This window comes from Arthrobacter sp. TJ-58 (genome assembly GCF_058269295.1).
The window spans coordinates 30,432-43,189 of sequence record NZ_JBZCNM010000008.1; the positions used below are offsets into that span (position 1 = coordinate 30,432).

At 65.6% G+C, this 12,758-nt stretch carries 13 protein-coding genes; 7 read left to right on the forward strand and 6 right to left on the reverse strand.

Going from position 1 to position 12,758, the window contains the following annotated elements; all coding sequences use genetic code 11:
* Window positions 1-38: 38 nt before the first annotated feature.
* The 3 genes from AC4D2W_RS16520 to AC4D2W_RS16530 all read right to left on the reverse strand — a co-directional run bounded on the left by AC4D2W_RS16520 (window position 39) and on the right by AC4D2W_RS16530 (window position 2,899).
* The gene (locus AC4D2W_RS16520; protein ID WP_490928002.1) at window positions 39-713 is read right to left on the reverse strand and encodes a response regulator; all 675 of its coding nucleotides are present in this window, start codon (window positions 711-713) and stop codon (window positions 39-41) included.
* Window positions 710-2,194 (reverse strand): sensor histidine kinase, encoded by a 1,485-nt coding sequence (locus AC4D2W_RS16525; protein WP_490928003.1) that lies wholly within the window; start codon window positions 2,192-2,194, stop codon window positions 710-712. Before AC4D2W_RS16525 ends, AC4D2W_RS16520 begins: the two co-directional genes overlap by 4 nt.
* A gap of 99 nt (window positions 2,195-2,293) precedes the next feature.
* Complete coding sequence (locus tag AC4D2W_RS16530; protein WP_490928004.1) at window positions 2,294-2,899, reverse strand: class I SAM-dependent methyltransferase; 606 nt, start codon at window positions 2,897-2,899, stop codon at window positions 2,294-2,296.
* 213 nt (window positions 2,900-3,112) lie between these two features.
* On the opposite strand from AC4D2W_RS16530, the gene AC4D2W_RS16535 reads away from it, so the two are divergent.
* Window positions 3,113-4,258 (forward strand): hypothetical protein, encoded by a 1,146-nt coding sequence (locus AC4D2W_RS16535; RefSeq protein ID WP_490928005.1) that lies wholly within the window; start codon window positions 3,113-3,115, stop codon window positions 4,256-4,258.
* Between the two features lie 7 nt (window positions 4,259-4,265).
* Here the strand turns inward: AC4D2W_RS16535 and AC4D2W_RS16540 are convergent, their stop codons facing one another.
* Window positions 4,266-4,694 carry a hypothetical protein gene (locus tag AC4D2W_RS16540; protein ID WP_490928006.1) on the reverse strand — a complete coding sequence of 143 codons (429 nt, stop codon included), beginning with the start codon at window positions 4,692-4,694 and terminating at the stop codon, window positions 4,266-4,268.
* A 176-nt stretch (window positions 4,695-4,870) separates the two neighbouring features.
* Between AC4D2W_RS16540 and AC4D2W_RS16545 the strand changes: the two genes are divergently transcribed.
* Together AC4D2W_RS16545 and AC4D2W_RS16550 are read left to right on the forward strand one after the other, a co-directional pair.
* Window positions 4,871-5,689 (forward strand): histidine phosphatase family protein, encoded by an 819-nt coding sequence (locus AC4D2W_RS16545; protein WP_490928007.1) that lies wholly within the window; start codon window positions 4,871-4,873, stop codon window positions 5,687-5,689.
* A 56-nt stretch (window positions 5,690-5,745) separates the two neighbouring features.
* On the forward strand, window positions 5,746-6,768 hold the full coding sequence (locus tag AC4D2W_RS16550) for an NADPH:quinone reductase (RefSeq protein WP_490928008.1): 1,023 nt from the start codon (window positions 5,746-5,748) through the stop codon (window positions 6,766-6,768).
* Here the strand turns inward: AC4D2W_RS16550 and AC4D2W_RS16555 are convergent.
* Window positions 6,765-7,517: a phosphotransferase gene (locus tag AC4D2W_RS16555; protein WP_490928009.1), complete on the reverse strand. Its 753-nt coding sequence runs from the start codon at window positions 7,515-7,517 to the stop codon at window positions 6,765-6,767. The two genes, AC4D2W_RS16550 and AC4D2W_RS16555, sit on opposite strands and share 4 nt — an antisense overlap.
* Window positions 7,518-7,785: 268 nt before the next feature.
* Here AC4D2W_RS16555 and AC4D2W_RS16560 point away from each other — a divergent pair, with 268 nt between their 5' ends.
* The 3 genes from AC4D2W_RS16560 to AC4D2W_RS16570 all read left to right on the forward strand — a co-directional run bounded on the left by AC4D2W_RS16560 (window position 7,786) and on the right by AC4D2W_RS16570 (window position 10,893).
* Window positions 7,786-8,877 carry a DNA polymerase IV gene (locus AC4D2W_RS16560; RefSeq protein ID WP_490928010.1) on the forward strand — a complete coding sequence of 364 codons (1,092 nt, stop codon included), beginning with the start codon at window positions 7,786-7,788 and terminating at the stop codon, window positions 8,875-8,877.
* Window positions 8,878-9,052: 175 nt separating this feature from the next.
* On the forward strand, window positions 9,053-10,600 hold the full coding sequence (locus tag AC4D2W_RS16565) for a sulfatase-like hydrolase/transferase (protein WP_490928011.1): 1,548 nt from the start codon (window positions 9,053-9,055) through the stop codon (window positions 10,598-10,600).
* 164 nt (window positions 10,601-10,764) lie between these two features.
* A complete protein-coding gene (locus AC4D2W_RS16570) occupies window positions 10,765-10,893 on the forward strand; it encodes a hypothetical protein (RefSeq protein ID WP_400933376.1) in 129 nt (42 codons plus the stop codon).
* A 63-nt stretch (window positions 10,894-10,956) separates the two neighbouring features.
* Here the strand turns inward: AC4D2W_RS16570 and AC4D2W_RS16575 are convergent, their stop codons facing one another.
* Window positions 10,957-11,565 carry a TetR/AcrR family transcriptional regulator gene (locus tag AC4D2W_RS16575; protein ID WP_490928012.1) on the reverse strand — a complete coding sequence of 203 codons (609 nt, stop codon included), beginning with the start codon at window positions 11,563-11,565 and terminating at the stop codon, window positions 10,957-10,959.
* A 64-nt stretch (window positions 11,566-11,629) separates the two neighbouring features.
* Here AC4D2W_RS16575 and AC4D2W_RS16580 point away from each other — a divergent pair, with 64 nt between their 5' ends.
* On the forward strand, window positions 11,630-12,676 hold the full coding sequence (locus AC4D2W_RS16580; RefSeq protein ID WP_490928013.1) for a hypothetical protein: 1,047 nt from the start codon (window positions 11,630-11,632) through the stop codon (window positions 12,674-12,676).
* Window positions 12,677-12,758: the final 82 nt, after the last annotated feature.

The following is a 12,758-nucleotide window of genomic DNA, read 5'->3' on the forward strand; positions in this document are numbered from 1 at the left end:
CACCGACACGGCGATCGGGCCGTGGCCCGTCCCCACGGTCAGGGCTCGAAGCGGTATCCCATTCCGTTTTCAGTGGTGAAGTAACGGGGACGGGCAGGGTCCGGTTCCAGCTTGCGCCGCAGCTGATTCAGATAAACCCGCAGGTACTGCGCCTCACGGGTGTACGCCGGCCCCCAGACCTCCAGAAGCAGCTTTTGCTGTTCAACAAGCAGGCCGGGATTGCGCACCAGCAGTTCGACAATCTTCCATTCGGTCGGAGTCAGCCGCACCTGCTCGCCGTGTCGCTCGGCCTTTCTGCGGGCAAGGTCCAGACTAAAATCCGCTGTTTTGACCACGGGCATTTCCGCAGTGGCGACGAATCTCCGTTCGGCCGCGCGGAGGCGGGCCAATAGCTCGTCAAGGCCAAACGGCTTGGTCACATAGTCATCCGCACCCGCATCCAGGGCCTCGACCTTGTCCTCGGGACCGTGGCGGGCGGACAGGACAATGATCGGCACCTGGCTCCAGGCGCGGAGAGCGGAAATAACCTGCACGCCGTCCATGTCCGGAAGGCCAAGGTCAAGGAGCACCAGGTCCGGACGATGTTTGGACGCCGCCGCAAGCGCGGACGCGCCGTCGACGGCCGTCACCGGGTGATAGCCGCGGGTACGGAGATTGATCTGGAGCGCGCGCAGGAGCTGCGGTTCATCCTCAACGATCAGGACGGTAATCACTGCCTCACCCCGGTGGAGAGCGGGAGACGGATAATCATCGTCAGGCCGCCGCCCGGAGCCGGTTCGGCAACCAGCTCCCCGCCCATCACTTCAGTGAATCCACGGGCGACAGCCAGCCCCAGCCCCACCCCTGCGGTGCCGGTGTCATCGAGGCGCTGGAACGGCTGGAACATTCGGATGAGCCCGTCCTTACCGACCCCGCGGCCACGGTCGCGGATGCGCAGTTCACTTGCCGGGAAGCCGCCGACTATGCCGGAGACCGCAGAAGTGACCACGATCTCGGAATCTGCCGCGTATTTTTGTGCGTTCTCGGCGATGTTGGCGATGACGCGCTCGAGCATGCCAAGGTCGGCCTGCACCGGAGGAGTATTGGGCTCCAGCAGGATCCGAATACTCTCCGACGGCATACCCCGCAGGGCGGCGGCCAATACATCCGCCCAATGCACGGGACCCAGATGAGCGGTGGCTGCATCACCACTGAGCCGGGACATGTCGAGCAGATTATCAATCAGCGAGGTCAACCGGTCCGAGGAGGATTCGATGGTGCCGAGCAGCTCGGCTTCTTCCTCCGGGGTGAAGGCAATGTCCTGCTGCCGCAGGCTGCTGACGGAAAGCTTGATGCCCGCCAGCGGAGTGCGCAGGTCATGGGAGACCGCCCGGAGGATCGCAGTCCGCATGATGTTCCCGTCGGCCAAGCGCCGGTTCTCCTCAGTAGTGGCCAGCAGCTGCTGCCGCTGCCGCAACGCTGCAAGCTGGGACCCGAAGGCCGCCAGCAACCGCTGCTCCCGAGCCCCCAGGGCATGGCCGTACAGCACCAGCTTCAAGCCCCCGGGAACAAGAATTGCCGCATCACCTTCGCCGGGCGTCCCAACCCCCTGCCGATCTCCGCCGTCGGACGAAGGCTCCTGTGTGCCGGCCGCGGCGAGGACCTCCCAGGTGCCGGACCGGGCGGCGCCGTCGTCGTCGCCTCCGTCCTCACCAGCCGGGCGGGCATACAGCACGGCGCCCGCCATCCTAAAATGCGTGCGGACATGCTGGAGGAAACTCTGCAGCGTGTCCTCCGCGGCCAGCACACCCCGGGCAAGCTCCCCCAGTGTTGCGGCCTCGGCCGCAGCGGCCGCAGCTTCCCGGGCCCGCCGGGCCGCGAGCCCGACCACCAGGGATACCGAGACAGCAACCGCTACAAAAATCAGGACGGTGAGCAGGTTCTCCCCATCAGCGATTTCCAGGGACCCGAACGGCCGGGTCGAGTAGTAGTTCAGAATGAGGCTGCTCCACAGTGCGCCCGGCAGCGCCGGCCACAGCCCGCCCACCAGCGCCACCGCCACCACGCCGGCAAGCTGAAGCAAGACACCGACGGCAAGCAGGTCATTGCCCACAACAAACATGCCCCACTCCAGCAGCGGCGGAAGCAGCAGAGCCAAAACGAATCCGGTGAGGGTACGCAGACGGCCGACTTCCGGTGCAGCTATTCGAGCCATTCCAGAATTCTCGCAGGTGCACCGGGATATCCGCTTATCAGGCCGGGTGCGAAGGTTGCCTGCAGTGGCTGGCGCAGCACAGTCTTGCTTGAGTCCGGCTCAGGCCCGGCCGAACACCGCCACCAGGAAATCGGAATCCGGCGCGAAGGGGCGCAGGTCCCAGGTGGAGAACTTCTGTTCGCACTTCAGCCCCACAGCGGCAGCATCCTCGAGGAACGTTCCAAAGTCGTAACCGCGGCCGGCGCCGAACCCGGTGACCAGGCGGCCGCCGTCGGCCAGATGGTTCCGCAGCCGGGTCAGCACTTCACGGTGAGTGCCGGGGGCAACGAAGGTGAGTACGTTGCCCGTGCAGACGATCACGTCGAAAGGCTCGGCGATACCGGCCGCCGAAAGGTCCAGTTCCGCCAGGTCCCCCACTACCCAGGGAACATCGGGGAAATCGGTGCGGGCGGCTTCGATCAGTTCGGGATCGACGTCCACGCCGACGACGTCGTGCCCGCGGGCTGCCAGCTCGCCGCCCACCCGGCCCGGGCCGCAGCCGGCGTCCAGGATCCGTGCCCCGCGCGGCACCATGGCGTCGATCAGCCGCGCTTCGCCGTGCAGATCCATGCCCTGCTCACGCATTTGGTCGAACCGCGAGATGTACCAGGCGGAATGGCCCGGCGATGAACGTTTTTGGGCTTCCCAAAGGGTTTCTTTTCGCACCCTTCCAGAGTACGCGGCGGCCATCTGTCCCGATCCTCAGTCTGGACCCCTGTTTCCTAGGCTGATCCCCCTCAGACAGGTAGGTTGTTCGCCATGAGCCTCCACCAACCGTCACCTGCCCGCGCATGGTCCCGGCGTGCGTACGGCCTGGGCGAACATGCGACACCCGTGTGGGCGGTGGTATGTGCGGCAGCGGCGTTGACGGCTTTTCTCGTGTCTTCTGCACTTCTGATGACCGATGCCCTCTACTGGCCCGGAGCCGAAAGTGTCCGGGTCGCGGCATCGATGTTCATAGGTCCCCTCGGCCTGTTACTGGCCGTCGTCGTCCTGTGGCATCAGTCAGGCCGGATGTCTGCAGCGGCCGCCGCGTTCACCGCGGTTGCCGGAATCCCTGCGTGTGCGTTGGCGGCTGTCACGGTGGGCAGCTGGTCCGTTGGTTTCGAGGCCGCCGACGCCGGCACTGATCCGGGCTGGTTCGGAGCTTCCACTCTGCTCTTCTTCGCGGCGGCCTGGACGGCCGGGACCGCCGCTTTGGTTCCTGCAGTGGACGATCTGTGGCAGCTGCAGCGTTTCCGGCTTCTCCGCGGTGCACTGAGGGTGTTGCTCGCGGCGGCGGCGGCGTTTGTGCTGGGCCTGGTTCTTCTGGTTGCCTTCCCGCTGGCTCCGCTTGCCGCAGCAGTGCTGCTGTTCGTCTCCCTGCGGGCTGCCAAGGAGAATCAGCCTGCAGCAGATCACCGGAAACCCGGTGTGCCATTCCGTGACGCGGCACCGTCGGCATTCCAGCAGGAGGGGCTCGTCCAAGGCGCAGCCCCGCCCCGGCATCTGCGCCCGGCCGTCGCCGTGATTGCAGCAGCCACCTTGGTTCTCGGTCTGATGTGCGCGGGATTCGCGCTCACCGGCAGTGACTGGTCGAATGCCGTCGAGGATTCCACGGCCGCAATGAACCTCGGCCTGGCTGCCGGAGCGCTCAACGCCGTGCCGCTGACCGTTGCGGCCGGAATCGTGCTCCGGCCGCGGCTTGGCAGAGTGATCCGATGGACGGTGCTCCTGATGTCCGGAGGCCTGTTGGCCGAAGCGGCAGCCCAGTTTGCCGGCGTCGGGCACCCCTGGCAGTGGCCGCTGACGCTGACCGGCGGCATTCTTCTGGGCTTCGGCTTTGCCCTTCCCTTGGCCCGGCTCGCTCCGGGAGGTCCGCTGCTGCGCTTCAGCGTGACCGCTGGAGCCGGCCTGGCCCTGGCATTCGTCGGAGTGATTGTTGTGGCGGGGGCCGGGTTCATTGCCCCTGCAGTATCGGCCGCGCTCCTTATTTGGTGTTTCCTTCCGCCCGCCCGGCAGCGGGCTGTGCTCCAAACGGCCTAAAGCCCGCTCAGCGCACGCGATCCAATTCACGGAACAGGGTGTCGGCGTCCGCGATGTCGAAGAAGGCGAAACCCTGGTCTCCCCGATTAAAGAACTCCAGCCCGGTGTTCTGGTATGCAGCGTTTCGGCCGGTTCCAAAGATAACCGAGGCATGCCGGCCGTCCCGGGAACGAACGGTTTTCATCGGGCCGCCCTTTAGACCGATGTCCTGAACCGACCGGTCGCCGGTGAGGATGATGGCGCGTTCGTCAGTGAGCGCGTAAACCGTTTTCAGCTTGCGCCGCTTCTTGTAGATGAAGCGGCCAAAGAGGAAGTAGAGGCCAACTCCCATGAACGGGATTCCCCAGAGGGCAAAAAACCACGGGGCGTCAGTGGTAATGACCATAAACTCCCAGACGACCGTGAAGCCGCAGAACATCAGGCTGAACGGCACCATGAGCATGTCTGCCGGGGCAAAACGGACGGCAGGATCAGGGCGTCCGGACCACCGCAGCTTTTCTCCGGATCTCAGGATGGGCTCAAGTCGTGACCAGTCATCATTCATCCCCGGAGTCTTCCATAAGATATAACCGCTGGATCAGCACGCGCCGAAGGAGTTTTGAATCAATGGTCATGCCCCGGAATCTGTTCCTCGTCCGCCACGGACAGAGCGAAGCGAATGTCATGCAAAAGGCTTCCAGAGCCGGCGACCAGAGCCTGTACACCGAAGAGACCATGACCGTTCCCGACCGTTCCTGGCGTCTCACCGAACTTGGCGTGCAGCAGGCAAAAGTCGCCGGGGCGTGGATCGCGCAGCAGAACATCGACTTCGACCGGGCCGTTGTCTCCACCTTCACCCGTGCCCGGGAGACCGCCGCAATGCTCGGACTCGACGTGCGCTGGGAGGAAAGCCGGGTGATCCGCGAGCGTTCCTGGGGCGAGATTGGATCCATGTCGAAGCAGGACTTCGCCCAAAAGTACTCGCAGAACGCGTCGTACCGGGACAGTGATCCGCTGTACTGGGCTCCTCCGGCCGGGGAATCCATCGCCAACGTCGCCGAGAACCGTGTCCGGAACATCCTCAGCACCCTGCACCGGGAGAACCCCCGCGAAAATGTTCTGATGGTGACGCACGGCGAATTCATGTGGGCCACGCGCCTGGTGCTGGAGCGCTGGAGTGATGAAGAGTTCCTGGACCGGGATGCGGACAGGTCTGAGATGATCCACAACTGCACTGTCCTGCAATACACCGCCGTTGACCCCTGCAACCCGGAAAAAGTCCACGAAAAGCTCAACTGGGTCCGCCGCAGCTGGCCGGCCCGGGTGGACGGTGAATGGACCATGTTTGTTGGGGAGTGGGAAGAGTTTGGCCGCAAGTACTTCAGCGGCGACGACCTCCTCGAAAAGGTGGAAGCAAACCGGCATTTCTTCCAGGACGCCTTCGGCCACTAACGGAATTCTCTTTCACTCCCGGGAATAGAACACGGGCCCTGCAACTTGTACCGCCCATGAAAGCAATCGTGTATTCAGCCACCGGTCCCTCATCCGTCCTCTCCCTCGAGAACCGCGAGGCCGCAGCGCCCGGTCCCGGCGAAGTGCGGGTCCGCGTCGCCGTTTCCGGCGTGAATCCCACGGACTGGAAGGCGCGCGCCGACGGCGATCTTGCCTTCCCCGAGGTGGTTCCGAACCAGGACGGCGCCGGTGTCATCGACGCGGTTGGCGACGGAGTCACGGACCTGCAGCCCGGTGACCGGGTGTGGCTCTACCTTGCGGCCTACGGCCGTCCCACCGGCACCGCCCAGGAATTCACCGTCCTTCCCGCCGACCGGGCAGTGAAGCTTCCCGAGGGTATCGGATTCGACGTCGCCGCCAGCCTGGGCGTCCCGGCAATGACCGCACACCGTGCCCTGACCATCCACGAAAACGGACCGGCCCGGCTCTCCCCGGGAGCACTGGCCGGACGCATGGTCCTGGTCCAGGGCGGTGCCGGAGCCGTGGGACACGCCGCCATCCAGTTTGCCTCCTGGGCCGGCGCCACAGTGATCGCCACCGTCAGCAGCGACGCGAAGGCCGAGCTCGCCCGCGCCGCCGGAGCGCACCACATTGTCCGCTACCCGGCCGATGCCCAGGCCGAGCGCATCCGCGAAATCGCACCCGACGGCGTGGACCAGATTGTGGAGGTCTCCCCCGCCCAGAACGCAGCCCTGGACGTAAGCGTCATCGCCAACCACGGCAGCATTGCTTACTACGCGAACAACAACGGCGACGAGTTCACCGCCCCCATCATTCCGAGCTTCGCCAAGAACGTCCGCTGGCAGGGCGTGCTCATCTACACGGTCGGAGAAGCAGCCCAGCACGCCGCGGCGGAGGACATCACCGCAGCACTGCGCGACGGCGTGTTCCCTGTGGGTGAGTCCGCCGGCCTGCCGCTGACCTGGTTCCCGCTGGAGGACACAGCCGCCGCCCACGACGCCGTCGAAAACGGCACCACCGGCAAGATCCTCATCCGCGTGGCCGAAGAAACCGCCTAAAGCCGCAAAAGCGCCTCGGACCAGAGGGCTCGATGACGCAGGGCGTACCGGGTTGCGCCCTGCCAGTGGTCTCCGTGACCCTGCTTATACATCGAGCCCCATGGTTCGCGGCCGGCGTCGTGCGATGTTTTCAGCAGCCGGTACATGGCAGCCGCACGGCGGCGCAACGCCTCGGGCAGGTGTTCGCGCAGCCTCCGGTCAGCACCGTATCCGTCCACGAACGCCGCGAGATTGTCCGCTGCTTCCTCGGGATCCTGCCGGATGTCCGAGAGTGTGAATGACTGCGCTGCGTAGGCAAGGTCCCACAGCCGTGTACTCGGTGCCGCGGCATCCCAGTCAATAAACACCCAGCGTTCCCCGAGGATGAGATTCCACGGGGCGAGGTCGTTGTGGCAGATCAGCTCGTCCCCCGGCGCCGGGATGGCCGTGGTCCAGGATGCGTCCGGTGCGGGCACATAGGACTCGCTCGCATCGTGGATCGCCCGGACCATCTTTCCCACCTGGTGGAGTTCGGCCCGGGTGAGCGGCTCCGCTTCGAGTGCGAGCTGCCCGGGGATGAACTCGAGGACCTGCCGGCCCTGATCGTCAGGGTCAAAGACTGCCGGCACATCCACGCCGTTGTCTCGGACTGCTGCCATGAACGCCAGAACGCTTGGAGTGGACTCGGTCCACGGCTTGCGGACAGTTGAGCCGATCCGCACTACGCCGCCGCTGGCGTTACCGCCTGCCAGTTCCTGCTCCTCTTCCATTCTGGAAATGCTAGCTTCGCAATTGCCCGAAACGCGGGCGGCTACCCTTGGGAAATGTCGAGAACAGCGATTGTCCTGCTCAGTATCTGCGGAATTGCCCTTTTTTGGCTATTGTCCCAAGGGGCGATCAGCCAGGGACTGGCCCAGTGGGCAATTCCAGGGTGCTTCCTTCTGATCACGGCCATCATCGCTTTTGGTGCTCTTCGGAGCCAGCGAGAATAATCGTCGCCCGGTATTTGGCCCCGAAGCCGGTGCCAGCGCCGGACGCATGAGGCACACTGGTCGCGTGAACGGAAACCAGTGGGTGCTGCACGTTGACCTCGACCAGTTCATCGCGGCCGTGGAAGTGCTCCGGCGCCCGGAACTTGCCGGGAAGCCGGTCATTGTTGGCGGCCGGGGAGATCCGACGGAACGCGCCGTGGTGTCCACCGCGTCCTATGAAGCCCGCGCCTTCGGCGTAGGTTCCGGCATGCCCCTGCGGGTGGCCGCCCGGAAAGTGCCCGACGCCGTCATCCTGCCGGTGGACCGCGAGGCCTACCTCGCGGCGTCGGAGGAGGTGATGGCCACCCTGCGCGCCCGGCCCGGCGCCGTCGTGCAGGTCCTGGGCTGGGATGAAGCATTTGTGGGCATACAGACGGAAGAGCCGGAGGCGTACGCCCGGGAGCTCCAGGCCGCCGTGCTGGAAAAGACACGCCTGCACTGCAGCGTCGGCATCGGCGACACGCTGGTCCGCGCCAAGAACGCCACCGATCTCGGCAAGCCGGCCGGAGTCTTCCGGCTCATCACGGAGAACTGGCTGGAGGTCATGGGCGGCCGCCCCACCAGGGAGCTTTGGGGCGTCGGCCCCAAGATTTCCGGCCGGCTGGCCAAACTCGGAATCACCACGGTCTCGGAACTCGCCGCCGCCGATCCCCAAAGCCTGGTGCCGGAATTCGGGCCCAAGATGGGTCCCTGGTATGCGGAGCTCGGCCGCGGGGACGGGTCGAGCGAGGTCGATGACACGCCCTGGGTGGCCCGCGGGCACAGCCGGGAAACCACCTTCCAGCGCGATCTGACGGAACTCGACCAGGTGCGCGACGCCGTCCGGGAACTGACCGCGGGCGTCCTCAAGGACGTGGCGGCGGAAGGGCGGCCCGTGATCGGGCTGACCCTCAAGGTCCGGTACGCGCCGTTCACCACCAAGACCCACGCACGGAAAATTCCGGAGACCTTCGACACGCAGGAAGTCCTCGCGCGGGCACTGGATCTCGCGGGCGCCGTCGAAGCCGGCCGTCCCGTCCGGCTGCTGGGACTCCGCGCCGAAATGCCGATGCCGGAGGACGCCCGCCAGGGGCACACCCCCACGCGCGGCGGCTGGTGAGCGCCGCCGTCATCCCGGCGCAGACGGCGGAAAGCCCGCCGCCGGTGCACAGCTCAGGAGCCGTTCCAAGTTGGAAAGGGTATTCTAACGGTACTAATCTTCTCAGGACCCATTAACGGGTCGGATGTCAAGGGTGTGCAGCGAAAAACGCGGGCATCAGGAACGCGGGGTTTGAATGGCTGGCCGGATTTTCCACGTCTCCCGACGGACTCTGGCCGTCGTGGGTCACCTCTTGGTCTATGTCCTGATCTGGGCCGGACTCGCGATGCTCATCGCCGCCGTCGGCATCCGTCACTTCTGGGGCGAGATCTCCCTGGCCCAGATGCGCCTGAACCTGGTCTCCGTCGAAACCGACGGAGGGGGCGGCGCCCTGGTCTGGATCGGCATCCTGGGCATCGGCGTGGCACCTGCCCTGATCACCCTTGGCATTGCCCTGGCGCGGCACTTCCGGCGCCGCAAGCGCCACCGCGCGGCCGTCGTACATTCCCGCCGATCCCAGTGGGTTCGGCGGACGGTTTCCACCGTTTTGGTGTCCGCAGTGGTTGTGGGCGGCACCACCGCCTTCAGTACCACAGTGGGCGTGGCGGACTACATCAAGTCCGCGAACTCCCCGTACGACATCGCTGATTACCATGTGGAGCCCGCTGTCACCGGACATCAGAACAAGAACAACCTGGTACTCATCTACCTTGAGTCCGGTGAAGCCACCCTGGAGGACGACCAGCTCTTCGAAAAGGACGGTTTTGCTCCGCTCAAGGAGGCCACCGACCTTGCAGCCGGCTGGCAGAGCGTGAGCGATCTGCAGCAGTACCGGGGCGGAGGCTGGACCATGGCGGGCCTCACTTCAACCCAATGCGGCATCCCGCTCAAGGGTGCAGGCGGCTCCTCGGGCAGCGACACCGGCAACGCAGACGACGTCGACACCTATCTGGGCGGCACCACCTGCCTCGGTGATGTCCTGGCGGACCACGGCTACACCAACGTTTTCCTGGGCGGAGCCAACGGGTCCTTCGCGGCGAAGAGCACTTTCCTGGACAGCCACGGCTATTCCAAGGAAAAGGACCTCTCCGACTGGCGGGCTGCCGGTGAACCGGAAGAGAACTTCCGCAAGGACTGGGGCTTGAGCGACGAACGGCTCATGGCCCACGCCGCAGCGGAAGTTGATGAGCTGCATGCCGAAGCGCAGCGGACCGGCCAGCCGTTCAACCTGTCGGTGCTGACGCTGGACACCCACGAGCCGGTGCACGTCTATGACTACTGCGACGTGGATACGGAAAGCAACGTCACCTCCGTCTTCGCCTGCTCCATGACCCAGGTGGCGGGCTTCGTGAACCACATGAAGGACATGGGTTACCTCGAGGACACTGCTGTGGTGATCATGGGTGACCACCTCAAGCACATGAGCGCCGGCGACGCTTTCCATGAGCAGCTGGACGGCCACACCAACCGCACCATCTTCAACCGGATCTGGGTTCCGGGCGGCACTCCGGGCAGCACGCTGCGCCCCGGGGTGGACCAGTTGAACATGTACCCCACGATCCTGGAAGCCGCCGGCCTCACCTTGGAGAACGGTGCCGCCGGGCTGGGCGTATCCGCCTTCGCGCCGGAGGTTCCCGCCGGCTCCGCACAGTCCATGGAGCCTGAGGCCTATGCCGAGCTGCTGAATTCGCATTCCTCGGAGTTCTATGCCCAGGCGTGGGGTCCCCGGGACCTGTCCAACTAGCGCCGCTTTTTCCTGCACATTTCCCGCGCAGCAGCGCAGCCGGACCCGGGACCGGGCAAAGATTTTCCGCCGGGGGTGGCACCCGGACCGTGCCGGGTGAAGGATGGGTGAGTCAGACCGGGCCGCACACCGTGCGCCCCGGACCTCAGCGGAAAGGACACCCAATGGCGGATCTGGGCGGCATGGCAGACAAGGCAAAGGACGCGGCCAAGGACAACCCGGAAAAGGTTGACCAGGCCAAGGACAAGGTCAAGGACGCCGTCGACGGCAACAAGGACGACGACCAGAAGTAAACGCGTCCGCAGAATCGGACGGCTTCGAAGCCGGGTCATTCCCTCAGGGAAAGGCCCGGCTTCCTATTGCCCCGGCGCCTGCGCTGCCGCCGGGTTCGATAGCTCACCGGCGGTGTCCGGTGCTGTTTTCAGGACCCTGTCGGCCAGCTCGCTGCCGGCGGGATCCGGGTCCATCTCCATCCGCAGCCCCATAAGGGTGTTGATAAGCATGCCGCGGGCAATGAAACTGTCGGCCTCGGCGGGAGCGAGCCCTGCTTCATCGAGCAGGAATCTCAGCAGTTGAAGGAAACCGGCACGTGCCGCTGCCCCAATGACGGGGTCCGAGCCCATCGAGAAGGCATGCATCAGGGGAAGGTGGATGCCGCGCTGCTTGGCCAGCGCGACGTAGGCGGCGCCGAGCCGGTCCACAGTGGAGGGCCCATCATCGCTGGAAGCGAGAGCCGCGCGGAACGCATCCAGGATGTTGTCCAGCGACTGGCCGATCACCGCCAGGAACAGCTGCTCCTTCGAGCCGAACATCCGTACGACGTAGGCCTGGCTGATGCCTGCTTCCCTGGCTATCCGGTCCGTCGTGGCTCCGTAGTAGCCGTGCTGTGCAAAGACCTCCGCTGCAGCGCCGAGAGTCATCTGGCGACGATCAGCCGCAGACAGGCGAGGGGTTTGATTATTCATGTGATCAGGTTATCGTTCGATTACATGTTGCTGTAATCAATTGATTACAACTAGAGAGGACATCATGAGTTCATCGGAACAATCCGCAGAGCAGCCCCGCCTTGCCGGGGGCCGTCTCGCCGGCATGCTGGGAAGCCAGATTGTTGTGGGGGCCGCTGTCGCAGCTGCCTTCGTGGGTCTGTACGTTGGACTGCAGCGCGACCCGCAGCCGCATGAGCTGCCGGTGGCGGTTGTAGGCGTGGATTTGGCCGAGGCCGCTTCGGCAGCATGGGGCACGAGCGCTGACGTACTTCAGGCCGCGGATGCCGCGGCGGCGAAGCAGCTCCTCGAAGACCACGTGGCTGTTGCAGCGATTGTGCCCGCCTCCGGCGGGCCCGGCTTGGATCTGCTGACCGCCGGTGCCAACGGGCGCAGTGTCGTGGCCGCGGCGAGCGCCCTGTCGGCAGGGTTCGCCGAAGCGGCCGGCCTCCCCGTAGTTTCCACGACCGACGTCGTACCGCTTGCGCCGCACGATATGCAGGGGCTCTCCGGGTTCTATCTCGTTTTCGGGGTCACCCTGGCCTCCTTCATCCTGGCGCAGATCATGTACTCGGTGGCCGCCATCGTGCGGCTCCGCTGGCGGCTGGCCACCCTCGTACTCGGTGCCCTGGCCATCGCCGGGGTAGCCGCAGTCCTCGCCGGACCGGTGTACGGGGCTATCCCGTCCCCCTTGGCTGCGGTTATTCCGGTGCTCACGCTCCTGGGGATCGGCGTCTCGGCCTCCACCCTGGCGGTTGCCGCCCTCCTGGGACCGCTCGGCAACGTCGTCTCAACCATCACGTTCACCACCCTTGGCAACGCCTCCAGCGGCGCAACCGTGAGCGCTTTTCTCATGCCCGCCGGAATTGCCGCTGTCGGGGCCGCGCTTCCACCCGGCGCCGCATTTCGTGCCATCAATGACGCCAGCTACTTCGGCGGCCACGGAGCGGCGGGCCCGATTCTCGTTCTCATCGGCTGGGTGCTCGCAGCAGGCGGCGCAATCACCCTGCACGCCCTGCGCGGCCGACGCCGGACGAACAGCCCGCTCCGAGCGGCCAGCGGGAGTGCGGCCGCGGAGGCAGCCGCGGCGTAGGCGACATTTCTCAGCCCGCTTCGCACGAGGGGGCACGGACCGGCCGGCTGCCGGTGAACCGGCCGGCTGGGTTCTCCCGCTT

What these genes read in the sequence shown, in the direction of transcription:
- AC4D2W_RS16525 (WP_490928003.1), bottom strand. Translation starts at nt 2,194, where the DNA reads ATGGCTCGAATAGCTGCACCGGAAGTCGGCCGTCTGCGTACCCTCACC.
- AC4D2W_RS16540 (WP_490928006.1), bottom strand. Translation starts at nt 4,694, where the DNA reads ATGGTGCCGTTCAGCCTGATGTTCTGCGGCTTCACGGTCGTCTGGGAG.
- AC4D2W_RS16545 (WP_490928007.1), top strand. Translation starts at nt 4,871, where the DNA reads ATGCCCCGGAATCTGTTCCTCGTCCGCCACGGACAGAGCGAAGCGAAT.
- AC4D2W_RS16550 (WP_490928008.1), top strand. Translation starts at nt 5,746, where the DNA reads ATGAAAGCAATCGTGTATTCAGCCACCGGTCCCTCATCCGTCCTCTCC.
- AC4D2W_RS16555 (WP_490928009.1), bottom strand. Translation starts at nt 7,517, where the DNA reads ATGGAAGAGGAGCAGGAACTGGCAGGCGGTAACGCCAGCGGCGGCGTA.
- AC4D2W_RS16560 (WP_490928010.1), top strand. Translation starts at nt 7,786, where the DNA reads ATGAGGCACACTGGTCGCGTGAACGGAAACCAGTGGGTGCTGCACGTT.
- AC4D2W_RS16565 (WP_490928011.1), top strand. Translation starts at nt 9,053, where the DNA reads ATGGCTGGCCGGATTTTCCACGTCTCCCGACGGACTCTGGCCGTCGTG.
- AC4D2W_RS16570 (WP_400933376.1), top strand. Translation starts at nt 10,765, where the DNA reads ATGGCGGATCTGGGCGGCATGGCAGACAAGGCAAAGGACGCGGCCAAG.
- AC4D2W_RS16575 (WP_490928012.1), bottom strand. Translation starts at nt 11,565, where the DNA reads ATGAATAATCAAACCCCTCGCCTGTCTGCGGCTGATCGTCGCCAGATG.
- AC4D2W_RS16580 (WP_490928013.1), top strand. Translation starts at nt 11,630, where the DNA reads ATGAGTTCATCGGAACAATCCGCAGAGCAGCCCCGCCTTGCCGGGGGC.